The sequence below is a fragment of the Streptomyces sp. NPDC028910 genome, assembly GCF_055564955.1.
The window spans coordinates 46,889-68,781 of record NZ_JBVHVF010000001.1 but is presented as its reverse complement, the minus strand read 5'-3'; the positions used below and the strand labels follow the sequence as shown (position 1 = coordinate 68,781).

At 73.3% G+C, this 21,893-nt stretch carries 20 protein-coding genes; 11 read left to right on the top strand and 9 right to left on the bottom strand.

Features of this window, described 5'->3' with window-relative positions; translation table 11 throughout:
• Positions 1-197: 197 nt before the first annotated feature.
• Both ACZ4TV_RS00315 and ACZ4TV_RS00310 read right to left on the bottom strand, forming a co-directional pair.
• Complete coding sequence (locus ACZ4TV_RS00315) at positions 198-1,544, bottom strand: alkaline phosphatase PhoX (RefSeq protein ID WP_468129075.1); 1,347 nt, start codon at positions 1,542-1,544, stop codon at positions 198-200.
• A gap of 21 nt (positions 1,545-1,565) precedes the next feature.
• Complete coding sequence (locus ACZ4TV_RS00310; protein ID WP_468129073.1) at positions 1,566-2,135, bottom strand: hypothetical protein; 570 nt, start codon at positions 2,133-2,135, stop codon at positions 1,566-1,568.
• 402 nt (positions 2,136-2,537) lie between these two features.
• On the opposite strand from ACZ4TV_RS00310, the gene ACZ4TV_RS00305 reads away from it, so the two are divergent.
• Positions 2,538-3,857, top strand: a complete 1,320-nt coding sequence (locus ACZ4TV_RS00305; RefSeq protein ID WP_468129071.1) for a cytochrome P450 family protein — start codon at positions 2,538-2,540, stop codon at positions 3,855-3,857.
• Positions 3,854-4,966, top strand: a complete 1,113-nt coding sequence (locus ACZ4TV_RS00300) for an amidohydrolase family protein (protein ID WP_468129069.1) — start codon at positions 3,854-3,856, stop codon at positions 4,964-4,966. Before ACZ4TV_RS00305 ends, ACZ4TV_RS00300 begins: the two co-directional genes overlap by 4 nt.
• Before the next feature lie 99 nt (positions 4,967-5,065).
• Here the strand turns inward: ACZ4TV_RS00300 and ACZ4TV_RS00295 are convergent, their stop codons facing one another.
• Positions 5,066-5,494, bottom strand: coding sequence for an OsmC family peroxiredoxin (locus tag ACZ4TV_RS00295; protein WP_468129067.1), 429 nt, complete (start codon positions 5,492-5,494; stop codon positions 5,066-5,068).
• A 62-nt stretch (positions 5,495-5,556) separates the two neighbouring features.
• A complete protein-coding gene (gene zapE / locus ACZ4TV_RS00290; RefSeq protein ID WP_468129875.1) occupies positions 5,557-6,612 on the bottom strand; it encodes a cell division protein ZapE in 1,056 nt (351 codons plus the stop codon).
• 84 nt (positions 6,613-6,696) lie between these two features.
• On the opposite strand from zapE, the gene ACZ4TV_RS00285 reads away from it, so the two are divergent.
• From ACZ4TV_RS00285 to ACZ4TV_RS00250, 8 genes are all read left to right on the top strand, one after another.
• Positions 6,697-7,479 carry a pyrimidine reductase family protein gene (locus ACZ4TV_RS00285; RefSeq protein ID WP_468129065.1) on the top strand — a complete coding sequence of 261 codons (783 nt, stop codon included), beginning with the start codon at positions 6,697-6,699 and terminating at the stop codon, positions 7,477-7,479.
• 144 nt (positions 7,480-7,623) lie between these two features.
• Positions 7,624-8,091, top strand: coding sequence for an indole-3-glycerol phosphate synthase (locus ACZ4TV_RS00280; protein WP_468129063.1), 468 nt, complete (start codon positions 7,624-7,626; stop codon positions 8,089-8,091).
• Positions 8,092-8,150: 59 nt separating this feature from the next.
• Positions 8,151-9,548 carry a UDP-N-acetylmuramate--L-alanine ligase gene (gene murC / locus ACZ4TV_RS00275; RefSeq protein WP_468129061.1) on the top strand — a complete coding sequence of 466 codons (1,398 nt, stop codon included), beginning with the start codon at positions 8,151-8,153 and terminating at the stop codon, positions 9,546-9,548.
• Positions 9,549-9,571: 23 nt separating this feature from the next.
• Positions 9,572-9,979, top strand: coding sequence for a peptide-methionine (R)-S-oxide reductase MsrB (gene msrB / locus ACZ4TV_RS00270; protein ID WP_468129059.1), 408 nt, complete (start codon positions 9,572-9,574; stop codon positions 9,977-9,979).
• A 256-nt stretch (positions 9,980-10,235) separates the two neighbouring features.
• Positions 10,236-12,644, top strand: a complete 2,409-nt coding sequence (locus tag ACZ4TV_RS00265; protein WP_468129057.1) for a sensor histidine kinase — start codon at positions 10,236-10,238, stop codon at positions 12,642-12,644.
• Positions 12,641-13,045 carry a roadblock/LC7 domain-containing protein gene (locus ACZ4TV_RS00260; protein ID WP_468129055.1) on the top strand — a complete coding sequence of 135 codons (405 nt, stop codon included), beginning with the start codon at positions 12,641-12,643 and terminating at the stop codon, positions 13,043-13,045. Before ACZ4TV_RS00265 ends, ACZ4TV_RS00260 begins: the two co-directional genes overlap by 4 nt.
• Complete coding sequence (locus ACZ4TV_RS00255) at positions 13,045-13,410, top strand: DUF742 domain-containing protein (protein ID WP_468129053.1); 366 nt, start codon at positions 13,045-13,047, stop codon at positions 13,408-13,410. Before ACZ4TV_RS00260 ends, ACZ4TV_RS00255 begins: the two co-directional genes overlap by 1 nt.
• On the top strand, positions 13,397-13,990 hold the full coding sequence (locus ACZ4TV_RS00250) for a GTP-binding protein (RefSeq protein WP_468129051.1): 594 nt from the start codon (positions 13,397-13,399) through the stop codon (positions 13,988-13,990). Before ACZ4TV_RS00255 ends, ACZ4TV_RS00250 begins: the two co-directional genes overlap by 14 nt.
• Before the next feature lie 53 nt (positions 13,991-14,043).
• Here the strand turns inward: ACZ4TV_RS00250 and ACZ4TV_RS00245 are convergent, their stop codons facing one another.
• The 5 genes from ACZ4TV_RS00245 to ACZ4TV_RS00225 all read right to left on the bottom strand — a co-directional run bounded on the left by ACZ4TV_RS00245 (position 14,044) and on the right by ACZ4TV_RS00225 (position 19,369).
• Positions 14,044-14,952, bottom strand: coding sequence for an NAD-dependent epimerase/dehydratase family protein (locus ACZ4TV_RS00245; protein WP_468129873.1), 909 nt, complete (start codon positions 14,950-14,952; stop codon positions 14,044-14,046).
• Positions 14,952-16,046 (bottom strand): cytochrome P450, encoded by a 1,095-nt coding sequence (locus tag ACZ4TV_RS00240; RefSeq protein ID WP_468129049.1) that lies wholly within the window; start codon positions 16,044-16,046, stop codon positions 14,952-14,954. Before ACZ4TV_RS00240 ends, ACZ4TV_RS00245 begins: the two co-directional genes overlap by 1 nt.
• Positions 16,047-16,122: 76 nt before the next feature.
• A complete protein-coding gene (locus ACZ4TV_RS00235; protein WP_468129047.1) occupies positions 16,123-17,610 on the bottom strand; it encodes an AMP-binding protein in 1,488 nt (495 codons plus the stop codon).
• Positions 17,610-18,341, bottom strand: coding sequence for a glycosyltransferase family A protein (locus ACZ4TV_RS00230; RefSeq protein ID WP_468129871.1), 732 nt, complete (start codon positions 18,339-18,341; stop codon positions 17,610-17,612). Before ACZ4TV_RS00230 ends, ACZ4TV_RS00235 begins: the two co-directional genes overlap by 1 nt.
• A 5-nt stretch (positions 18,342-18,346) precedes the next feature.
• Positions 18,347-19,369, bottom strand: coding sequence for a 3-oxoacyl-ACP synthase III family protein (locus ACZ4TV_RS00225; protein ID WP_468129045.1), 1,023 nt, complete (start codon positions 19,367-19,369; stop codon positions 18,347-18,349).
• A 390-nt stretch (positions 19,370-19,759) separates the two neighbouring features.
• Between ACZ4TV_RS00225 and ACZ4TV_RS00220 the strand changes: the two genes are divergently transcribed.
• Entirely contained in the window at positions 19,760-21,820 is a 2,061-nt protein-coding gene (locus tag ACZ4TV_RS00220) for a phosphocholine-specific phospholipase C (protein ID WP_468129043.1), read from the top strand.
• Positions 21,821-21,893: the final 73 nt, after the last annotated feature.

Below are 21,893 nucleotides of genomic sequence, written 5' to 3'. Positions count from 1 at the left end.
CGCCCCCCGGCTCGGTGTCCGGTTCCTTGTTCGCAGCCGGCCCCCGCGGCCCGGTCGGCTCGGCTGACCCGGCCGGCTCGGCTCGCCCCGTCGGCTCGGCCGGTTTCCGCTTCCCGCTCTGTTTCCTGGCCACCGTCGTCTGCCCCTGTCCCGTCGACTCGATACGATCCTGCACCGCGTCGAACGGGCCCGCACGGTCAGTGCCAGGGCCCCGTCACCGCGAACGTGGTCCCGGGCGCGTACGCGTTGACGTACATCGTCCGCCCGTCGGGGGAGAAGGTGACCCCGGCGAACTCGCCCCACTCCGGGGCCCCGGGCCGGCCGATGTCCTCGGCGTTGCGGGCCATCGGATAGACCTCGCCGCCCACCGTCACGCCGAAGACGTACTGCGCCCCGCCGCCGTCCTCGCACACCATCAGGCCGCCGTCCGGGGCCAGGCAGATGTTGTCGGGGGAGTCCCCGGGCAGCCGCACGTCGGCGGCCGGGCCGAAGAGCACGTCCAGCCGGAGCCGGGCGCGCCGCGGATCGTAGAACCACACCTGCCCGTGGTGGTCGGCGGGCGCGCCCTCGCCGCTGCGCGCGTAACTGGACACGAAGTGGACGCCGCCCGCGCCCCAGTAGCAGCCCTCCAGCTTCTGCGCGTGGGTGATGCCGCCCCGCCCGAAGTCCTGGAGCCGGATCGGGGTCCCGGCCGCCGCAGGATCCGGTACGGGCACCCACTCCACCGGGAACTCGGCCCCCGGCTCGTCCACCACCGCCAGGTCCGCCAGCCCCGGCACGCGCAGGGCCTCCAGGGCGCCGCCGGCCCGCAGCGAGCCGGTCCCGCCGAGCGGCCGGGCCGGCAGGAACCGGTAGAACAGCCCGAAGGGCGAGGTGAAGGCGTCCTCGGTCTCGTAGACCACCCCGCGGTACGGGTCCACGGCGACGGCCTCGTGCGCGAAGCGGCCCATCGCGGTGAGCGGGACCGCGCCCGAGCGGTGCGGGTCGGCGGGGTCCACCTCGAAGACGTAGCCGTGGTCCTCGGTGTAGCCGGCGGTGCCCGCGCGGTCCTCGGTCTCCTCGCAGCTCAGCCAGGTGTTCCAGGGGGTCCGGCCACCCGCGCAGTTGACGGCGGTGCCGGCGAGGGCGACCCGCTCGCCGGTGACCCCTCCGGCCGGGTCGAGCTCCAGGGCCGTGCAGCCGCCGAGGGCCTGGGGGTCGTACGTCAGACCGGCGACGGCGGGAACGCGCAGGGCGGCGGTGGTGCGGTTCTCGTGGTTGCGGACCAGCCGCACGCGGCCGCCGCCGGCGTCGAAGGCGGCCATGCCGTCGCAGTTGGCCGGGGTGGCGCCCTCGCCGGAGCGCAGCGGATCGCCCGCGCGCGAGAGCACCCGGTACGTGAACCCCGCGGGCAGGTCCAGCAGCCCGCGGGGGTCGGTCAGCAGCGGCCCGTACCCCCGGGTGGCCCGGGCGGCGGCGCGGGAGTCACCGGCGAACAGGGCGCCGAGCGCTCCGCTGAAGGCGATCGCGCCGGCGGCGAGCAGGCTGCGTCGGGTGACGGACATCGGCGGCTCCCGGCGGCGGGGTCAGGGGGACGGCTTGGGACGGGTGGTGCCGGGAAGGCAGGTCACCGCCGGGTTGAAGGTCGCGAAGACGCCGTCGGGGTTCTTCTTCCAGAGCCACAGGTGCAGGGCGTAGTGGATCGGCTGGCCGGGGAAGTGGCCGCGCTGCGGGCCCTTGAAGGCCGTGCCGAAGAGGGTGGGGCGGTCGTCGTCCGTCGCCATGTTCTGATCGCGGTCGTAGACCACCCACTGGACCCCGGCGAGGCGCTTGCCGCCGTGCCCGTCGTCCTCGTAGTACAGCGCGGCGGGCTTCGCCGGGTCGACGGAGTTGTCGTACGCGTGGTTGAAGTGCGGGTAGCCGAGCGCGCCCCTGCCCGCCGGGTCGACGACGCAGTACTTGTCCGGCACGTAGCCGGCCGCCACGGCAACGGCGTGCCGCTGGAACCGGGCGGTGGCCCCGTAGGTGACGGCGCGTTCGGACATGGCTCTGCCGGTGGCCTTGCCGGGGGCGGCGGGAGCGTCGGGGGGAGCGGCGACGGCCCCCAGGGAGAGCGAGGCGGCTGCCGTGAGGACCAGGGCGAGAGTTCGGGCCATGAGCGGGCTCCTAGGTCGTGTCGTCAAAGTCCCTCCCCCGGCCACCGTTGCGAGGTGCCCCCGGGCCCTGCGGGCGGCCGACGCTGCTGTGACGATGCTCCCCAGGGGCGGGCTGGTGGCAGAGCAGCCTTTCCCCCGCCGGGCGGGATCCCGCACACAGTCGCACCGGACGGCCGCCCGCCGATCGGCTGACGGTCGGCCCGGGCACCGGCGCCCGTGCCGGTGTCGTCGACAAAGGGGCCCGGCTGAGGCCCCCGTCACCGACCGGCTGGCGCCGCGCCGAGGTCCTCGTATCCGGCGCAACCGGCTCCACTCGAACGAGAAGCGCGTCGTTTCGCGAACCGCTCGCGCGGGGAACCGGTTGTGTCCGCAGAACGCGAGCCTGACGGAGGAGCGAGGACCATGGCACAGGAGAACGGGGCACCGAACGGCGGCGGAGAGCTGCGCGACATCGTGTCGGCCGTGTCCAGGGGCGCACCGGAATACCGGGTGTGCCCCCATCCCCTGTACGCCACCCTGCGCGAGCAGGCCCCGGTGTGTCGGCTGACGCCCCCGCACGGGATCGACACCTACCTCATCACCCGCCACGACGACGCCCGGGACGCCCTCTCGGACCCCCGCTTCAGCAAGGACATGCGCGGGGCCATCGACACGTACCACGCCGTGTACGGCAGTTTCTTCGACGCGCTGGACGACAACGTCCTCTTCTCCGACCCGCCCCGGCACACCCGGCTGCGCCGCGTCCTCAGGAGCGCCTTCACCCCCCGGCGGGTGGAGGAGATGAGACCGCGCATCACGGAGATCGCCGAGAGGCTCCTCGGCGAGTGCCGACGGGCCAACGCGGTCGACCTGATGTCCGCGTTCGCGTTCCCGTTCCCCATCGCGGTCCTGTGCGAGCTGATGGGCATCCCGGAGGAGGACCGCCCGGAGATCCTGGAGCAGTTCGCCGTGGTGACGCGCTCCCGGTTCGATCCCCGGCTGAGGGCCGAGCTGAAGGCGGCCGAAGAGCGTCTGCAGCACCGGCTGGAGAAGCTGATCTCGGACACGCGCGAGCACCCCTCGGACTCCTTCCTCAGCGACCTCCTCCAGGGGGAGGAACGCCTGGAGGACGCGGAACTGGTCGCGTCGCTGTGGGTCCTCTTCTTCGCAGGCCACAAGACCACCGCCTACCAGATCGGCAACTTCGTCCTCGACCTGCTGCTCCACCCCGATCAGCTGGCGAAGCTGCGGAAGGATCCGTCGCTCATCGCGGGGGCGGTCGAGGAGATCCTGCGCTTCGAGGGGTCGGTGGAGACGTCGACCTTCCGGTACGCGGCCGAGGACGCCGAGATCCGGGGCACGCTGATCCCCAAGGGCTCCCTGGTCCAGATCGCGATCTCCTCCGCGAACCGCGACCCCGAGAAGTTCGATTCCCCCGACGTCCTGGACGTGACGCGCGAGGGACTCCAGGGGACGCACCTGGGCTTCGGACACGGCACGCACTACTGCCTCGGGGCGCCCCTGGCACGGCTCGAACTCGAGATCGCGCTCGCCTCCCTCCTGCGGGAGTTCCCCGAGATGGAACTGGCGGACGCGCAGGAGAGCAAGGGAGCGTGGCTCAAGGGACCGGTGGCGGCCTTCCGGGGTCTGGAACACCTCCGGCTCGTCCTGGAACCGTCGCGGCCGCCCGGGCACCTCCCCCCTGAGCCCGTGGTCTCGGTGGTCGGCGGTGGACGCGCATGACGGACCCCGCGAACACCTCCGCACTGCGCCTGCTGGGAACCCCCGCGGACGAGCTGCGCGTCTCCGCCGTCGGCACCAGTGAGGTCATCCACGTCGCGCGGGGCCGTACGGCGCCGCATCCGGACGAGGCACACGCGGCCCACGCCGTCCACGCGAAGATCGACATGCATCATCACTTCTGCGCGCCGCAATGGCGCGAGTGGGCCGAGCACCACGGGCTGGTCAAGGGGGACCAGCTGCCCCCGTGGACCCGGCTCGACACCGAGGCCGCGGTCCGCTTCATGGACGGGGCGGGCATCACGACAGCTGTCCTCAAGCCCATGCTGCCGGCGCGCTACCAGTCATCGGCGCAGCTGCGCGAAGCGATCAACATCACGCTCCAGTCGATGATCGACGTGGCGAACTCGCACCCGGGGAGGTTCTCGTACTACGTGCCCCTCTTCCTGGACGACCCCGACGCGTCGTCCTGGGCCGTGCGCCGCTGGCTCGGCCAGCTCGGCGCCGTCGGCGTGAACGTGACGGCCAACTACGGGGGCGTCTACCTCGGAGATCCCGTCTACGACCCGTTGTTCCACGAGCTGGACGACTTCTCCGCCGTGGTGGACACCCATCCGCACAACCTCCCGGGCGGCCCGCCCGGTCCGCCCGGTGCGCCGACGGTCCCGGGCATTCCGAACTTCATGTGCGACTTCCTGCTGGACACCACCAGGGCGGCCGTGAACATGATCGCCAGGAGGACGCTCGACCGCTTCCCGAACATCTCCGTCATCCTCCCGCACGCCGGCGGCTTCCTGCCGTACATCGCGACGCGCCTGCAGGCCCTCGGACGGTTCTGCGACCCGCCCCTCGACCCCGCCGCCGTCCGTGATCACCTGAGACGCTTCTACTACGACACGGCCGGCCCCATGGCGCCCGCGGCGACCCTCCTGGAGCACGTGCCGGCCGACCACGTCCTCTTCGGTACGGACTGGCCCGCCGCCCCCGCCGACACGGTCATGGACCTGGCGCTCCCCGCTCTCGACGCCGACCCGGCCTTCACCCCGAAGCAGTTGCAGGGGATCTACCGCGACAACGCGATGCGCCTGATCCCGAAGTTGGCCACGGCCTGACACCTTCCGTGCGACGGCACCGGCCGCCCGACGGCACAGCGCGTCCGAGGGCACGGGCCGCCCGACGGCACGGCGCCCCGTGCCGTCGGGCCGGAGCCCTCAGACGAGCTTGGCGCTCAGGGTGATCGTGGTGCCCGTCAGCGCCTGGCTGACCGGGCAGTTCTTCTTGGCGTCCTCGGCCGCGGCGGCGAAGGCGTCCGCGTCGATGCCCGGCACCTCGCCCTCCGTGGTGAGGTGGATGCCGGTGATGCCCTTGCCGGGCACGAAGGTGACGGCCGCCGAAGTGGTCAGCTTGGCCGGCGGGTTGCCGGCCTTCGCCAGGACGTTCGAGAAGGCCATGTTGAAGCAGCTGGAGTGGGCGGCGGCGATCAGCTCTTCCGGGCTGGTCCGCCCGTTCGCCGCCTCGTCGGTGCGCGCGGGCCAGGAGACCGGGTAGTTGCCGAGGCCCGACGAGTCGAGGGTGACGACGCCCTTGCCCTCGAGCAGATCGCCTTCCCAGACGGCGTGTGCGTTGCGTGTGGCGGCCATGGTGGATCCCTTCGTAGAAGCGGAAACGGCCGGGCCCCCGGAAGGGCCCGGCGTTCCCAAACCTACTGGGAGACCAGGGGTTTCGCGTCGCGCGCCAGGGCGGTGAGCCGCGAGATGGCGCGGAAGTACTTCTTGCGGTAGCCGCCGTTCAGCATGTCCTCACTGAACAACTGGTCGAAGGGGACCCCGGAGGCCAGCACCGGGACCTCGCGGTCGTACAGCCGGTCGGCCAGTACCACCAGCCGCAGCGCCGTCGACTGGTCCGGCACCGGACCGACGTCCGTCAGGCAGACCGCCGTGATCCCGTCGGTCAGCGCGCCGTAGCGGCTCGGGTGCACCCGGGCCAGGTGTTCCAGCAGCCCCGGGAAGTCGTCCAGGCTCGCGCCCTCGGTCGCGTACGCGGCCTTGGCGACCTGCTCGTCGGAGAACGGCGCCGGCGCCTCGGGCAGCCCGCGGTGGCGGTAGTCCTGGCCGTCGATCCGCAGCGGCCGGAAGTGCGCCGACAGCCCCTGGATCTCCCGCAGGAAGTCGGCGGCGGCGAAGCGGCCCTCGCCGAGCTTGCCGGGCAGCGTGTTGGAGGTGGCGGCCAGCGCCACCCCCTGCTCGACGAGGCGGCTGAGCAGGGAGGACACCAGCACGGTGTCGCCCGGGTCGTCCAGCTCGAACTCGTCGATGCACAGCAGCCGGTGCCCGCCCAGGGTCTGCACGGTCTGCTGGAAGCCGAGCGCGCCGACCAGATTGGTCAGCTCCACGAAGGTGCCGAAGGCCTTGAGCGCGGGCTCGGCCGGGGTGGCGTGCCACAGGGAGGCGAGCAGGTGCGTCTTGCCGACGCCGTAGCCGCCGTCCAGGTAGACCCCGCGCGGGGCGACGGGGGCCGCCGGCTTCCTGGAGAACCAGCGCTTGCGGCCGGCGCCGCTGGCGTGCGCACCGCCGAGCCCGGCGGCGAAACCGCTCAGCACGGTGACGGCCTCGGACTGGCTCGGCTGGGTCGGGTCCGGGTCGTAGGTGTCGAAGCGCACCGCGTCGAACCGCGGCGGCGGCACCATTTCCGCCACCAGCCGTTCGGCGGGCACCCGGGGCTCGCGCGCGCACAGGGCCTGGGGGCCCACGTCGGCTATCGGGGGTCGGCCGGAGGTGTAACCGGAGGTGGAGAGTGATGTTGACACAGCTCTTAACTCTACGTCGCGTGGCACACTGCACCGATGCGACGCCTGTTCCCTGTGACCGATCAGACATCAGCCTCGCCCCAGGACCGGGTCGACCGGGAGTGGTCGCTCGACGAGCTCGCGGACGCCTACGCGTACCCCGCGCTGGGGGCGGACGAGCACTGGCTGCGGGCGAACATGGTCTCCACCCTGGACGGGGCCGCCCAGCACGACGGCCGCTCGCAGCCCATCTCGGGCGAGACCGACATGCGGATCTTCGGGACCCTGCGGGCGCTGGCCGATGTGGTGGTCGTCGGCGCGGAAACGGTTCGCCAGGAGGGCTACCGTCCGGCCCGGGCCCGGGAAGCCTTCGCGGCCCGCCGAGCCGCCTCCGGGCAGGGCCCCGCCCCGGCCATCGCCGTGGTCACCGCGAGCCTGGACCTGGACTTCTCGCTGCCGCTGTTCACCTCCCCGCTGGTGCCGACCCTGGTGGTCACGGGCGCCGCCGCGCCCGCCCACCGGGTGGCCGAGGCCGTGAAGGCCGGGGCCGAGGTCGTGGTCGCCGGGGACGGTGCGGCCGTGGACACGGCCCGGGCCGTACGGGAGCTGGCCGAGCGGGGGCTGCGCCGCCAGCTCACCGAGGGCGGGCCCCGGCTGCTGGGCCAGCTCGTGGCCGCCGACGCCCTGGACGAGCTGTGCCTGACGATCTCGCCGATGCTCACGGCGGGTGACGCCCAGCGGATCGCCGGCGGCCCGTCCGTCACGGTTCCGCACCGGCTCGCGCCCGCCTGCGTACTGGAAGAGGCCGGGTTCCTCTTCACGAGCTACCGTCGGATCTGACGAAGGGGCGGAATTTGTCGTTCCGCTTTGCTTCCGCCGGGCACATAACTGGGCACATATATCTGCGCAAGGCCCCGTGCGACAGCGGGGCAGGATGGTTTCCGCAGGGACCGGCCAGCCGGACCCATGAAGGAGAGGGCGTCCGTGTTCACGAGCGTATTGATGATCGAGCAGCCGCTGACCACGGTGGACGTGGACTTCGTCACCACCCTGCACGGAGACGACCCCGTCTCGTTCATCGTCCTCATGCAACCGCGCGGCGACCAGGACCGACTGCTGCGCGCCATCGACGACGTAGCGCTCGGTGAGCTGCCCGAAGCGATCCGCGAGGGCGACGAACCCGAGGGCGAGGCCGCCCGCGGCCCCGCCGCACAGGCCCTCGCGCACTCCCTGAACGCCCTGCGCCAGCGGGGCGCCAGCGCCACCGGTCAGCTCGTCGAGAGCCACCCGCTCGACAAACTCAAGGCCGTGGTGGAGGAGGCGGGCGCCGACGAGGTGATCGTCCTGACCGCCCCGCACTTCGTGGAGGAGTTCTTCCACCGGGACTGGGCCTCCCAGGCGCGGCACAAGGTCGGCGTTCCCGTGCTCAAGCTCTTCGCCCACAACGAATAGGCTTGGGCCCTCAGAGCCCGACGCGCACAAGCACACCACTCGATCCTGGAGCGACCTGAATGAAGCCCGGCCTGCCGACCGCCATGGAACGGCCCCACTTCATCGGCATCGGCGGCGCCGGGATGTCCGGCATCGCGAAGATCCTGGCCCAGCGCGGCGCGCAGGTCGCCGGCAGCGACACCCGCGGTGACTCCGAGACCGCCCAGGCGCTGCGCGCCCACGGCGCCACGGTCCACGGCGGGCACGCGGCCGGCAACCTCGCCGCCGACTCCACCTGCGTGGTCGTCTCCAGCGCCATCCGAGCCGACAACCCCGAGCTGGCCCGCGCCGCCGAGCTCGGCATCCCCGTCGTGCACCGCTCAGACGCCCTCGCCGCCCTGATGGACGGGCTGCGCCCGATCGCCGTCGCCGGCACGCACGGCAAGACCACCACCACCTCGATGCTGGCGGTGTCCCTCTCGGCCCTGGGCCTGGACCCCTCGTACGCCATCGGCGGGGACCTGGACGCCCCCGGCTCCAACGCCCACCACGGCGAGGGCGACATCTTCGTGGCCGAGGCGGACGAAAGCGACCGCACCTTCCACAAGTACACCCCGCAGGTCGCCATCATCCTCAACGCGGAGCTCGACCACCACGCGAACTACGCGTCGATCGACGAGATCTACGAGTCCTTCGAGACCTTCGTCGGCAAGATCGTGCCCGGCGGCACCCTGGTCGTCGCCCACGGCCAGGAGGGCGCCGCCGAGATCGCCCGCCGGGTCGCGGACAAGGAGGGCCTCACCGTCGTCACGTACGGCGAGGAGGAGGACGCCGACGTCCGGATCACCAAGATCACCCCGCGCGGCCTGACCAGCGAGGTCACCGTGGTCCTGGACGGCCGGATGCTCACCTTCACCGTCTCCGTCCCCGGCCGCCACTACGCGCACAACGCCGTCGCGGCCCTCGCCGCCGGCGTGGCCCTCGGCATCCCCGCGCACAACCTGGCCTCCGCGCTCGGCAAGTACACCGGCGTCAAGCGCCGCCTCCAGCTCAAGGGCGAGGCCGCGGGCGTCCAGGTCATCGACTCCTACGCGCACCACCCCACCGAGATGACCGCCGACCTGGAGGCCATCCGCGGGGCCGCCGGGGACTCCCGGATCCTGGTCGTCTTCCAGCCGCACCTCTTCTCCCGTACCCAGGAGCTGGGCAAGGAGATGGGGCAGGCGCTGGGCCTCGCCGACGCCTCCGTGGTCCTGGACATCTACCCGGCTCGCGAGGACCCGATCCCCGGCGTCACCAGCGAGCTCATCATCGCGGCCGCCCGTGCCGAGGGCGCCGACGTCACCGCCGAGCACGACAAGGCGGCCGTCGCCGACGTCATCGCGGGAATGGCCAAGCCGGGCGATCTCGTTCTCACCATGGGCGCGGGCGACGTCACGGACCTCGGTCCGGCCATCCTCGCCCGCCTGTCGAGCTGAAGGTACGAGGGAGCGGGAGAGTCATGTCGTACGAGGTCGAGAAGACGGACGAGCAGTGGCAGGCGGAGCTGACCCCGTCCGAATACCAGGTGCTGCGCCTCGCGGGCACCGAGCCGGCCTTCCGCGGTGAGTACACGGACACCAAGACGGAAGGCGTCTACTCCTGTCGCGGCTGCGGGGCGGAGCTGTTCCGCTCCTCGGAGAAGTTCGATTCGCACTGCGGCTGGCCGTCCTTCTTCGACCCGAAGGACACCGACGCGGTCGAACTGATCGCGGACACCTCGCACGGCATGATCCGTACGGAGGTCCGCTGCGCGAAGTGCGGCTCCCACCTGGGCCACGTCTTCGAGGGCGAGGGCTACCCCACCCCCACGGACCAGCGGTACTGCATCAACTCCATCTCCCTGCGGCTGACTCCGACTGAGGGCTGACCCCCCGGGCGGGCGCCACTTCCGCCGCCACGCGCACAGGACCTCCACCGGCCGCCCGGTGGAGGTCCTGTGCGCGTGGAGGGTGCCGTTTCCTCAGTTGCGGAATACACCTATCCGTTTTCTTGGTGTGGCTGGTTATGATCGGCACCCTTGCGTCCACCGACGCCGGCCGGGCTGTTCCCCCGTCCCCTCCCCAGGGACTGTGTCCGGTCCGGCTGTCGGTGCTGTCCCCGCTCGCCCCCGCTCCCGAGGACCGATGACTCCCATAGAACCCGAAGGCCCACCAGGGCCGTCGACGGCCCGTCGGCGGCGTCCCCCGCGTCTGCGCACCCTGCTCATCTGGCTGGCGGTCGTCCCCACCGTCGCGATGGGCACCCAGGTGGCGGTGACCGCCGGACGGCTGCTGGCGCAGTCGGAGCACCTGCGGTCCGATGTCGCGGCCGCCGAGCGGATGGGCGCACCCCTCTACACGCTCATGGTCGACATGCAGGCCGAACGGACCGCGACCGCCGCGCGGTGGGCGGGAACCGAGGCCGAGCAGGAGCTCCGCAACCGGCGGGAGGCCACCGACAAGGCCGCGGCCGAGTTCCGCCGGGTGGCGGCTGATTCGGCCGGCTCCGCCGACTCGGCCGAATCGGCCCGGTCCTTCCGCGAAGTGAACGAGCGGCTCGACAGCCTGGCCGCGTACCGCCAGCGCGCCGATGTCCGCAGCGGCGGCGCCGACGCCACGCTCGCCTACTACACCGGGGCGATCGGCGCGATCATCCAGGTGTACCAGCAGGAGTTCAGCCACGCGGAGGACGCCGAGCTCACTCAGGAGAGCCGGCCGGTCGTCGCCTTGCTCTCGGCGTCGGAGATGGTGGCGCGCGAGGACACGATCATCGCGTTGGCCGGGCCGTCCAGGGAGCTGACCTCGGCCGGGTTCGACCAGTTCGTCAGGGCCGTAGGAGCCCACCGGTACTTGTACGAGACGGCGATCGTGCCGCATCTGCCCGAGGGCGACCGGCGGTTCTACGAGCGGATCGCCGCATCCCCGGCCTGGCAGACGAAGATCCGTATCGAAAGCGCGATCGTCTCCGACCACAAGGACATCGAGTCGGGCATCAAGTTGCCCGCCGAGGTCGCCGGCTGGCGGTCCGCGTACGAGAACTACTCGCGGCAGATGGCCACGCTCAACGTCGACCGGGCACGGGCGGTGCTCGCGCACGGTGAGGCCAAGGCCGCCGAGCTGCAGACCGAGGTCACCTGGCTGATCGGCGGAAGCGGCGGCGGGCTGCTGGCCGTCGTGCTCGTGGTCGTGTTCACCACGCGGTCGGTGCTCCGCCGCCTGCACGACCTGCACGAACGCACGGTGACCGTCGCCGAGGAAACCCTCCCCGACGTCGTCGCCCGCCTCCAGCGCGGGCAGAGCGTCGACATCGACGCGCTGCCCGCGGTCCGCGGTGACCAGGACGAGGTCGGACGCATCAGCGACGCGTTCGCCCGGGCCGTCGCCGTATCCGTCGACGGACACCGCCAGCTGTCGGCCGAGCGCCACGGCTTCGGCATGTTCGCCGCGGGCATCGCCTCGCGCACCGGAAACCTGGTCAGCCGTCAGCTGAGCCTCACCGAGGATCTCCAGGACACCTTCGGCCACGACGAGGCCCTCCTCGCCGAGCTGATGAGGTCCGACCAGCTGACCGTGGGCATGCGGCGCCAGATCGAGAACCTCCTCATCCTGGCGGGCGGCGAGGTCCCCGACCCGCACACCGAGCCCATGCGCGTCGCCGACCTGCTCCGCGAAGCCGCCGCCGAGGTCGAGGACTTCCGGCGCATCGAGCGCCAGGCCCTGGACGAGACCAGCGTCGAACCCCGGGTGGTCAGCCAGATCAGCCACCTCCTGGCGGAACTGCTGGACAACGCCACCCGGTTCTCCCCGCCGAGGTCGAAGGTGGTCATCCGCGCCGAAATGGTGGCGGACGGGCTGTCGGTCGAGATCGAGGACCGCGGGCCGCGCGTGACCCCCGCGACCTACGAGGAGATGAACGGGCGCCTGCACTCGGCGCCGCCGTACTCCGTCCTGGCGGAGAACGCACACCGGCTGGGCCTCTTCGTCGTCGGCCACCTCGCCGACCAGCTGGGGGCGACGGTCACCCTGCGCCGCTCGGTGTACGGAGGTACGTCCGCCGTGGTGATCCTGCCCCAGGAACTGCTGGTGCGCACCGAACGGGAGGCGCCGCGCGCGGCGTTGGCCGCCGCCCCCGCACCCCGCCCCGCGCTCGACGAGCGCAAGCCCGAGCTGGTCCTGCACAGCGGCTCCGCGCCGGCGGGCCGTGCGCTGTCCGAGCGGCCGCGCGAGCTGACGGCGGGCAGCCCGGCGAGCAGCCCGGTGCACAGCCCCGTGCATACCCCGGTGGACAGCCCGCTGGACCGCCCGGTGGACGGTCCGGCCCGCGGTACGCCGCCGCCGAAGCTCCCCGCGCGACGGGACGGCGGCGCCACGCGGCCCGCACTCCCCGAGCGCGTCCCGCAGACCCATATCGCCGAACAGCTCCGGGCGCCCCGCGCACCGGAGACAGCCGCCGGCCAGGACCCGGACACACCCGAAGAGGTGGCCGACGCCTGGGCGGACTACGAACAGGGAACCCAGGCAGTGGAAGCAGAGCTCCGACAGGAACAGCCATGACGACGACATCGACCGACATGATCTACAGCGTCCTGGACAACAACCTCAGCAGGATCGCGGGCATCCAGGGAGCCGTCCTCCTCTCCAACGACGGCATCAAGCTCAGCGCCTACCTGCTGGACGAGCCGCAGGCGGAGCGCATGGCCGCCGCCGCCTCCGGCATCGCGGCCACGATGAAGGCGATATCCCGGGAGATCGACGGCGGCCGGGTCATCCGCCAGCTGGTGGAGATGGACGACCGCTACCTCTGCGTCGTCGGATGCGGGGAGGGCAGCACGCTCCTCGTGGTGACCTCCCGCAAGGCGCGGCTCGGCGAGCTGGGCGGCGAGGCCGTACGGACCGCCCAGGCGCTCGGCGAGTGGCTGAGCACGCCCGAGCGCGTCCAGGCGCCGACATCGTAATGCCGCAGGATCCGCAGCCCGCGGGCCGCCGCCGCACGCGGCTGTACGCCCTGACCGACGGACGTACGGCCGTTCCGCACACCGTCCTCACCATGGACACCACGATCACGGCGGCGGTCTCCGAGGACGCCCAGGGCGGCCTGCCCACCGAGTGGCGGGCCATCCTCGCCATGTGCGCGCCTCCGGGCGGCCGGGCGGTCGCCGAGATAGCGGCGCGGATGCACATCCGCCTCACGCCGATGACGCTGCTCCTCGGCGAACTCGCGGACCGCGGGCTGATCCACCACCGGTCGCCCCTGGAAGGGGCCGAGACCACCAATGTCCACCTGCTCATGAGAATCAGGGACAACCTTGCCCGGATATGACACTCCTGCCCCGCAGGAAGCGGCCCCCGTCAAGATCCTCATCGCCGGGGGATTCGGAGTCGGCAAGACGACCCTGGTCGAGACGATCTCCGAGATCGAGCCCCTGCGTACGGAGGAGCGGCTGACGGCCGCGGGTGTCGGCGTCGACGACCTCGACGGGATCGAGTCCAAGACGGTGACCACCGTGGCGATGGACTTCGGCCGCCTCACCCTCACCGACGCCGGAGTCGTCCTCTACCTGTTCGGCACGCCGGGCCAGGAACGCTTCTGGTTCATGTGGGACGACCTGCTGAACGGCGCCCTCGGCGCGATCGTGCTCGTCGACACGCGCCGCCTCGACCGCAGTTTCCCGGCGGTCGACTTCTTCGAGAGCCGGGGACTGCCCTTCGTGGTCGGCGCGAACTGCTTCCACGGGGAGCAGCCGTACACCGCCGAGGAGATCGCGGCGGCGCTGCACCTGCGCGACCCCAACACCCCCGTGCTCATGCTCGACGCCCGCTCCCGGCAGGACGTCCGCGCCTGCCTGCTCGCGCTCCTCGACCAGCTCATCGTCAACGCCGGGACCCCGGCGCACGTCTGACCCACCGGCGGCGGCCCCTCCCTGCCCCGGGGTCCACCGGGTCCACCGGTGGACTACGCCCCGTCCACCGAGTCGAGGTAGTCCGCCAGGGTCCGGCCCGGGGTCCAGCCCCGGGACCGGGCCCGGGTGAGGTCCAGGACCACCGGGTGGGCGAGCTGGTCCACCGCGTAGCGGCTCAGGGCCGGTTCGGCCGTCGCCACGGCTTCCGCGATCCGGGCCGCCGTACGGGCCACCGGTAGCGGGAGATGGCGGATCCGGGCCCGGACGCCGTGGGCGCGCAGGACCGCGCGGACCGCGGCGTCGCGGGCGTACGGCTCCCCGTCGGCGATGTTGTACGCGCCCGGCGCCCACGCGTGGGCCGCGAGGCAGGCCTCGGCGAGGTTCTCCACCGCGGTGAGGCTGAGCCGTACGTCGGGGCCCGGCAGCAGCAGGGTGCCCGCCCGGACCCGCGACAGCAGCCGGGGCAGCAGTGTGGTGTCGCCCGGGCCGTAGACGGCCCGCGGACGCAGCACCACCGCACCGGCGGCCAGGGCCAGGGCCTCGCCCTCCGCCTTGGTCCGGCCGTAGGCGTTCAGCTGTCCCGCGCGGGGGTGTTCCTCGCCGACCAGGGTCCGGTCGAGCCGCGGGTCGTAGACGCTGGCGCTGCTCACCCACACCACGGGCCGCCCGCCCGCCGCCGTGAGCAGCCGCCGCGTGCCGTCCACGTTGACCGCGCGCATCTGCGCCTCGGCCGCCGAGCCGGGGGCCGGATCGCCGACCGCCGCCGCGCAGTGCACCACCAGGTCCACGCCCCGGAGGTCCGGCAGGTCCCGGGCGGCGTCCCAGAACCGGTGCGTGCCCACCGGGCCCGGCCTGCGGCCCAGGCACACCACCTGCGCCCCACCGGCCGCCGCGGCGCGTGCGACGTGCCCGCCGCAGAAGCCGCTGGCACCCGTGACCGCGATCACGACCCCGCCCGTGATCACGACCCCGCCCGTACGGTCAGCGAGCGCCAGCCGGGCAGCGCCGCCCGCCGGTCCACCCGCGCTCCGGTCACCACCGGCCGGTGCGGGGCCAGCGCCGCCAGTACGTCGGCCAGCTGGACGCAGGCCAGCCGGGCCCCGGGGCAGGCGTGCGGTCCGGCGCCGAACACCAGCCGGGCCAGGGCCGGGCCGGCCGGCCGCCGGCCGTCCGGGTCGCGCCGGTGCGCCTCGGCCGCGTGCCGGGCGACCAGCAGCAGCCGGTCGCCGCCGCGCACCGGACAGCCGCCGACCGACCCGTCCGCCGCGGCCACCCGGGGCAGCAGCGGCGAGGCCGCGGTGACCCGCAGCAGTTCCTCGGCCAGCGCCGGCCGCAGCGCCTCGTCCGCCGCCTGGTCCCACAGCCCCGCGTCGGCGCACCAGGCCACCGCCCGGGGCAGCGCGGCGACGGTGGTGTTGACGGCAGCCACCGCCAGCATCGCCGACAGCGCCTCGTCGGCGGGCCCCAGGAGCCCGCGCAGCCGCTCGGCGGCCCGGGTGGCGGCGGCCTCCGCGCGCGGGCGGCGCGGCCCGGGCAGATGGCTGCGTACGGAGGCCGCCGCGGCCTCGGCGGCGGCCTCCGCGACCGCCAGCGGATCGGCGCCGGAGCCCAGCAGGGCGCACACCACCGACCCGGACAGCTCCCGCGCGAGCGCGACGAGGTCCACCTCGCCGCCGTGCGCGAGCGGCGCGAGGCGGCGTACGAGCAGCGGCTGCCACCGCGCCCGGAGCTCCTCCACCCCGGCCGCGCCGAGCCCGCCCGCGAGGCCCCGCCGGTCCGCCCGGTGCCCGTCGCCCTCCTGGTCGAACAGCACACCACCGCCGTCCCGCAGGGCGGCCCGCGCGGCGCCGCCCGTCGTACCGGCCGCCGTCCGGTCGAGCGGCAGCCGGGTCAACGCCTCCCGGTAGGCCTCCCCGCCGTGTACGAGCAGGGTCCGGCCGAGCCGGCGTACGGGACGCCCGCGGGTGGCGGCGAGCAGCCCGAACAGCACGGGATGGGAGCCCAGATAGACCCGGCGGTCGCGTCGCCGGGCGCGCGCGTGGGAGGTGGTGGTCATGGGGTGCGTACCTCCGTGAGGACGGCGGGAATCGACAGCGGACGCCGGTCGGTCCGGCAGGCTGGCCGGTGCGGGGTCACAGCACTAGGCGTCGCGCCGCCAGGGCGGCCGTCGCCGCCCGGTCCGGTTTGCGCGAGCGCCCCGACAGCGGGATCCGGGCGAGGAGCAGCGCGTCGGGGCGGGCCGTGCCCATGCGCCGGACCGGCTCCGCCAGAGCGGCGCGCAGAGCCCGTTCGTCCGCGCCGCGCTGCGGCTGTACGACGGCCACGAGCCGTTCGTCGCCGTCGCCCGCCGGGATCCCGACGAGCACGGCCAGTTCCACTCCCGGCACGTGCAGGGCGGGCTCGTAGAGTCCCGGGTAGATGTTCTCCGCCCGGCGCAGCACCATGTCCTTGGTCCTGCCCTCGAGGACGATCCGGCCCGCGCCGTCCAGCCGCGCCCGGTCGCCCGTACGCACCCACGGGTCCGGCTCCTCACCGAGGTAGCGGTGCCGGGCGGCGGGACCGGACAGCAGCAGCTGCCCGTCCCCGTCAGGCTTGGCGAGCACCCCCGGCAGCGGGGCGCCGACCAGGTCGCCCTCCTCGTCGAAAGCGGCCTTCTCCCGCGCCTCGACCGCGGCGGCCGGGAAGAGCTCGGTGAGCGCGTACACGCCCCAGGCCTCGTCCGCGCCCGCCTCCCGTACGCGCTCCAGCAGCCCGGCGCCGGCCGGGGCCGAGCCCGTCCACACCCGGCCGTGGAAGCGGGCGCCCGCGCCCAGCGCGTCCCGCAGCCGGGGCGGGGTCAGATAGGTGTCCTGGGGGCGCAGCCGGTGCAACTGCCGTGCCAGGACACGGGAATTGCCGGCCGGGAGGGCTACGGGGGCGCCGCGCGTCAGCGAGGGGACGAGCACGAAGAAGGTGCCGCCGAGCACCGGCCGGTCCCCGCGCCCGTCGAAGAGGGAGGAGACCGTGGCCATCCCGGCGGACAGGCTCGCCCGGGTGTGGACGACGGCCCGCGGCCGGGAGGTGGTCCCGGAGGTGAACACGATCACCGCGTCGGCGTCACCGTCCACGACCCCGTCCACGTCGCCGTGCGCGGGAACACCGAGCCGCGGCGCCGCCAGGTCCAGCGCGGGCGCGCAGCCCGGCAGCCGCCGCCCGACCGTGGCCACCGGCCCCAGCTCGGCCAGGTCCGGCAGGGCGAGCCGGGCCCGGCGGGCCAGCGGCCGGGCCCAGCCCGCCACCGCCTGCGCGGCCGCGTCGGCCAGCACCAGCGAGGGCCGGGCCAGCGCGAGGCGGGCGCGCAGCACGTCGGGCCCCGCGCCGGGGTCCAGGACGGCCCCGCGCAGCCCCAGCCGCCACAGCGCGAGCAGCACGGCGAGGGCCCGTGGCCCGGGGCGCACGGCCACGCCGACGGTGTCCCCGGCGCGCAGCCCGCGCGCGTGCAGGGCAGCGGCGAACGCGTCCGCCAGCCCGGCGAGTTCGCCGCGGGTGGCCCGGACACGGGGAGCGCCGCTGCGGGTGGCGGTGAGCACGGCGGGCCGCTCGGGGCGGCTGCGCAGCGCGTGGTCGAGACGGTCGAGCATCAGCGGGGATCCGTTCCGTGGGAGCCGCTGCCCTGGTCGAGGTACCAGCGGGCGGTGCCGGCGATGCCGTAGGCCCGCAGCCGGCGCGTCGAGTTCTCCACGACCATCGACCGGCAGTGCGTGATCCGGTCGGTGTGGCGGCGTACGGCGTTGAGGAAGAGCCGGTCGGTCGGCGAGGGGCGCCGGGGCATGCCGCCGACGGCCAGGTACAGCTCGGCGGTGATGGCCATGTTGTTCCCGGCGTGCATGCGGTAGGGAGCCAGGTAGCCGTTGCGGCGGGCGTGCCGCGGCCGCAGCCGGCCGAAGAGCGCGGCGAGGGCCACGAGCACGCCGAAGCCGGCCCGGCCGAGCGGGCCGTGTTCGTCGCGCCGGGCGACGATCCGCCCGCACACCAGCCCGGGGCTGCGCGTGAGCGCGGCGCGCGCCGCGCCGGTCCAGCCGGGCCGGGGCAGGCAGTCGGCGTCCGTACGGGCGAGCAGGGCCGCGCCCCGGCCGATCGCGTACCGGAAACCGGTGTCGACGGCGGAGCCGACGCCCTTCTCCGGCTCCTCGATCACCTCCACCGGGAAGGGCGCGTCCGCCGCGAACTCCCGGGCGATCGCTCCGGTGCCGTCCGCCGAGGCGTTGTCGACGACCAGCAGCGTGAAGTCACGGTCCCGCTGTGCCGCGAGGGCCCGCAGCGTGTCCGCCAGCCGGGCCTCCTCCTCGTGCGCGGGCACCACCACCCACATCCGGCTCACGACTTCTCCCAGACCATCGTCATGATGCTGATGCCGCCGCCCAGCCCGACGAACAGCACCCTTTCCCCCGGCTCCAGCTCCCCGAACACCCGGTCCAACTGGATCCCGATGCTCGCGCTCGCGACGTTCCCGAGCTCGGGCACCGTCACCACCAGCTTCCCGGCGGGCACCCCGGCCAGCTCGGCGAACCGCTCCAGGTACGGCACCGTCACCTGGTGCACCAGCACCTTGGCGAAGCCGCCGATCTCCATCCCCGCGCGGTGCAGCGTCCGGTCGATGACGGCGGTGCCCACCTTCTCGAAGACGCCCCGCAGTTCGTGCCCGTCGCCCCGGAAGTAGGTGTACGCGTCCCCGCGCGGGTGCCGTGACCCGCCGCCCGGGATGCCCCCGACCTCCCAGTGCTCCGAGTGGGTCTCGGTGTCCACGTCGAGGATCCCGCCCCGCTCGACGGCCTCCACGACCACGGCCGCGCCCGCGTCGCCGAAGGTGTAGCCGGCGAAGCCGTCACGGAGCTCCGCGAGATCCGCCGGGTCCCTGCGCACCGCCCGGCTGGGGGTCTCCCCGGTGACGACCAGGGCCCGTCGCGCCCGACCGGCGAGGATCATGGACCGGGCGAGGTCGATGCCGTTGACGAAGCTGTTGCACGCGTTGGTGACGTCCAGGGCGTGGGCCCGCGAGCCCAGCTCCGCCTGGACGATGTGCGCGGTGGCGGGCTCGACCAGGTCGCGGGAGGCGGAGGCGAAGAGCAGCAGGTCGATGTCGAGCGGGTCGAGTCCGGCGGCGTCCAGTGCCCGGCGGGCGGCGCCCACGGCGAGCGTGGACGCGTACACGCCCTCGCCCGCGACGCGACGGGAGACGATCCCGGTGGCCTGCGTCAGCAGCCTCGGCGGCAGGGGCAGGCCACTGCGGCGCGCCACCTCCTGCAGAAGGCCGTCCGAGGACAGCACCTCCTCGGGCAGCATGCTACCGACGGCGGTTATCCCGGCGCGCGGCAGCGGATCATACGGCTGAATGAGCATGCCAACACTATGACAAGCCGCCTGCGGCCGGGCCTGAGTAGGGATGCTCAGACCGGCACCGTCCGCCCCGCGGGCCGACTGAGTACCCGCTCCCTCTGCCGCCTTCTCTCATGCCGGTCCCGCAGGGCGGCGCTCCTGGCGGAGCTGGCAGCTCGGCCAAGTGGCGTGGCCCGAGGGTCTGTTGTGTTGCGAGGAGTCCCCGTAACCTCCCTCCACCACCACCACCAACCCAGCACCGGCGGCGACAGCGGCAGGCCGCACGTCCGGGAACGCTCTTCGTTCTCCAGGTGTACGGCGCAGTGTCACGAAGCGATCTCCGTCCGGTACCCCGGGACCGCTGTCCTTGGGGCGCTCCTTCGACTCCCCCTCACCCGCAGAGGTCCTCACGCCATGGCAGAACTCAACCGTCGCAGGTTCTTGCAGATAGCCGGTGGCACGGCCGCCCTGGCGATGCTGAACGACAGCATCGCCAGGGCCGCCGCCATCTCGGCGCAGGGCACCACCGGAACGATCCAGGACATCGAGCACATCGTCGTCCTCATGCAGGAGAACCGGTCCTTCGACCACTACTTCGGCGCGATGAAGGGGGTCCGGGGCTTCGGCGACCCGCGGCCGGTCCTCCAGGACAACGGCAAGTCGGTCTTCCACCAGTCCAACGGGACGAAGGACATCCTGCCCTTCAATCCGCAGGTCGAGGACCTCGGGATGCAGTTCCTCACGGGCCTGGACCACGACTGGGCGGGCGGCCACCAGGCGTACAACAACGGCAAGTACGACAAGTGGGTCCCGGCCAAGACGGCCACGACCATGTCGTACATGACCCGCAGCGACATCCCGTTCCACTACGCCCTCGCCGACGCCTTCACCGTGTGCGACGCCTACCACTGCTCCTTCATCGGCGCCACGGACCCCAACCGCTACTACATGTGGACGGGTTACACGGGCAACGACGGCGTGGGCGGCGGCCCCGTCCTCGGCAACCAGGAGGCCGGATACGGCTGGAAGACCTACCCCGAGCGCCTGGAGTCAGCCGGGGTCTCGTGGAAGGTCTACCAGGACATCGGCGACGGTCTGAACGCGGCCGGCCACTGGGGCTGGATCAACGACGCCTTCCGCGGCAACTACGGGGACAACTCGCTGCTGTACTTCAACAACTACCGCAACGCCCAGCCCGGCAGCGCCCTGTACGAGAAGGCGCGTACGGGCACGAACGTCAAGGCGGGCGACGGCTACTTCGACCGGCTGCGCGCGGACGTGGTGAACGGCACGCTGCCCCAGGTCTCCTGGATCGCCGCTCCCGAGGCGTTCAGCGAGCACTCGAACTGGCCGACGAACTTCGGTGCCTGGTACATCTCGCAGGTCCTGGACGCCCTGACGGCGAACCCGGCGGTGTGGGCGAAGACCGCCCTCTTCATCACCTACGACGAGAACGACGGCTTCTTCGACCACGTGGTCCCGCCGTACCCGCCCGCGTCCTCGGCGTGGGGCCTGTCCACGGCGAGCGTGACCGGCGACCTCTACAACGGGGGCGGCGGCTACGCGGCCGGTCCGTACGGGCTGGGCCCGCGCGTTCCGATGATCGTGGTCTCCCCGTGGAGCAAGGGCGGCTACGTCTGCTCCGAGACCTTCGACCACACCTCGGTGATCCGCTTCATGGAGAAGCGCTTCGGGGTGCAGGAGCCCAACATCTCCCCGTGGCGCCGCGCGGTCTGCGGCGACCTGACCTCGGCCTTCGACTTCACCCGGGCGGACGCGGCGCCCGCCGCCCTGCCCTCCACGGCCGGGTACGTACCGCCGGACAAGAACCGCCACCCGTCCTACTACCCGACCCCGCCGGCGACGGGCACCCTGCCGAGGCAGGAGGCCGGCTCCAAGCCGACCCGCGCCCTGGGCTACAGCCCGTACGTGGACGGCAAGGCCACGGTGTCCACGGGCAAGTTCACCCTGACCTTCGCCAGCGGCCCGACCCTGGGCGCCCACTTCCACAGCACCTCGGGCAACCGTACGGACGGCCCCTGGCCCTACACGGTCGAGGCGGGCAAGACCCTCTCGGACACCTGGTCCACCAGCAGCTCCACCGGCAACCAGATCAACCTGACGGTGTGGGGACCGAACGGCTTCCTGCGCACCTGGAAGGGCCCGGCGAAGAAGGCCGGCCCCGAGGTCACGGCCCGCCACGTGGCGGCCACCGGGAACCTGGCCCTGACCCTGACCAACTCCGGTACGGCGGCCGTCAACCTCACGGTGACCAACGCCTACGGCGGCGCGGCCCAGACCCTCAGGGTCCCGGCCGGCGCCACGGTCGCCCACACGGTGGACCTCGGCGCCACGGGCCGCTGGTACGACGTGAAGGTCGTCTCCGACACGGACACCACCTTCCTCCGCCGCTTCGCGGGCCACGTCGAGACGGGCGCCCCGGGCATCTCCGACCCGGCGATCAGGACCGTCTGACCCGGTCCTCCGGCGTACGCGGCCGCCGCTCCAGCACTGCCAGGTCGCCGGGGCGGTGGCCGCGCGTGCCGGA

What these genes read in the sequence shown, in the direction of transcription:
- ACZ4TV_RS00225 (WP_468129045.1), bottom strand. Translation starts at nt 19,369, where the DNA reads ATGCTCATTCAGCCGTATGATCCGCTGCCGCGCGCCGGGATAACCGCC.
- ACZ4TV_RS00300 (WP_468129069.1), top strand. Translation starts at nt 3,854, where the DNA reads ATGACGGACCCCGCGAACACCTCCGCACTGCGCCTGCTGGGAACCCCC.
- ACZ4TV_RS00240 (WP_468129049.1), bottom strand. Translation starts at nt 16,046, where the DNA reads ATGACCACCACCTCCCACGCGCGCGCCCGGCGACGCGACCGCCGGGTC.
- msrB (WP_468129059.1), top strand. Translation starts at nt 9,572, where the DNA reads ATGTCGTACGAGGTCGAGAAGACGGACGAGCAGTGGCAGGCGGAGCTG.
- ACZ4TV_RS00305 (WP_468129071.1), top strand. Translation starts at nt 2,538, where the DNA reads ATGGCACAGGAGAACGGGGCACCGAACGGCGGCGGAGAGCTGCGCGAC.
- ACZ4TV_RS00310 (WP_468129073.1), bottom strand. Translation starts at nt 2,135, where the DNA reads ATGGCCCGAACTCTCGCCCTGGTCCTCACGGCAGCCGCCTCGCTCTCC.
- ACZ4TV_RS00220 (WP_468129043.1), top strand. Translation starts at nt 19,760, where the DNA reads ATGGCAGAACTCAACCGTCGCAGGTTCTTGCAGATAGCCGGTGGCACG.
- ACZ4TV_RS00235 (WP_468129047.1), bottom strand. Translation starts at nt 17,610, where the DNA reads ATGCTCGACCGTCTCGACCACGCGCTGCGCAGCCGCCCCGAGCGGCCC.
- ACZ4TV_RS00295 (WP_468129067.1), bottom strand. Translation starts at nt 5,494, where the DNA reads ATGGCCGCCACACGCAACGCACACGCCGTCTGGGAAGGCGATCTGCTC.
- ACZ4TV_RS00285 (WP_468129065.1), top strand. Translation starts at nt 6,697, where the DNA reads ATGCGACGCCTGTTCCCTGTGACCGATCAGACATCAGCCTCGCCCCAG.
- ACZ4TV_RS00260 (WP_468129055.1), top strand. Translation starts at nt 12,641, where the DNA reads ATGACGACGACATCGACCGACATGATCTACAGCGTCCTGGACAACAAC.
- ACZ4TV_RS00265 (WP_468129057.1), top strand. Translation starts at nt 10,236, where the DNA reads ATGACTCCCATAGAACCCGAAGGCCCACCAGGGCCGTCGACGGCCCGT.
- ACZ4TV_RS00230 (WP_468129871.1), bottom strand. Translation starts at nt 18,341, where the DNA reads ATGTGGGTGGTGGTGCCCGCGCACGAGGAGGAGGCCCGGCTGGCGGAC.
- ACZ4TV_RS00315 (WP_468129075.1), bottom strand. Translation starts at nt 1,544, where the DNA reads ATGTCCGTCACCCGACGCAGCCTGCTCGCCGCCGGCGCGATCGCCTTC.
- ACZ4TV_RS00255 (WP_468129053.1), top strand. Translation starts at nt 13,045, where the DNA reads ATGCCGCAGGATCCGCAGCCCGCGGGCCGCCGCCGCACGCGGCTGTAC.
- murC (WP_468129061.1), top strand. Translation starts at nt 8,151, where the DNA reads ATGAAGCCCGGCCTGCCGACCGCCATGGAACGGCCCCACTTCATCGGC.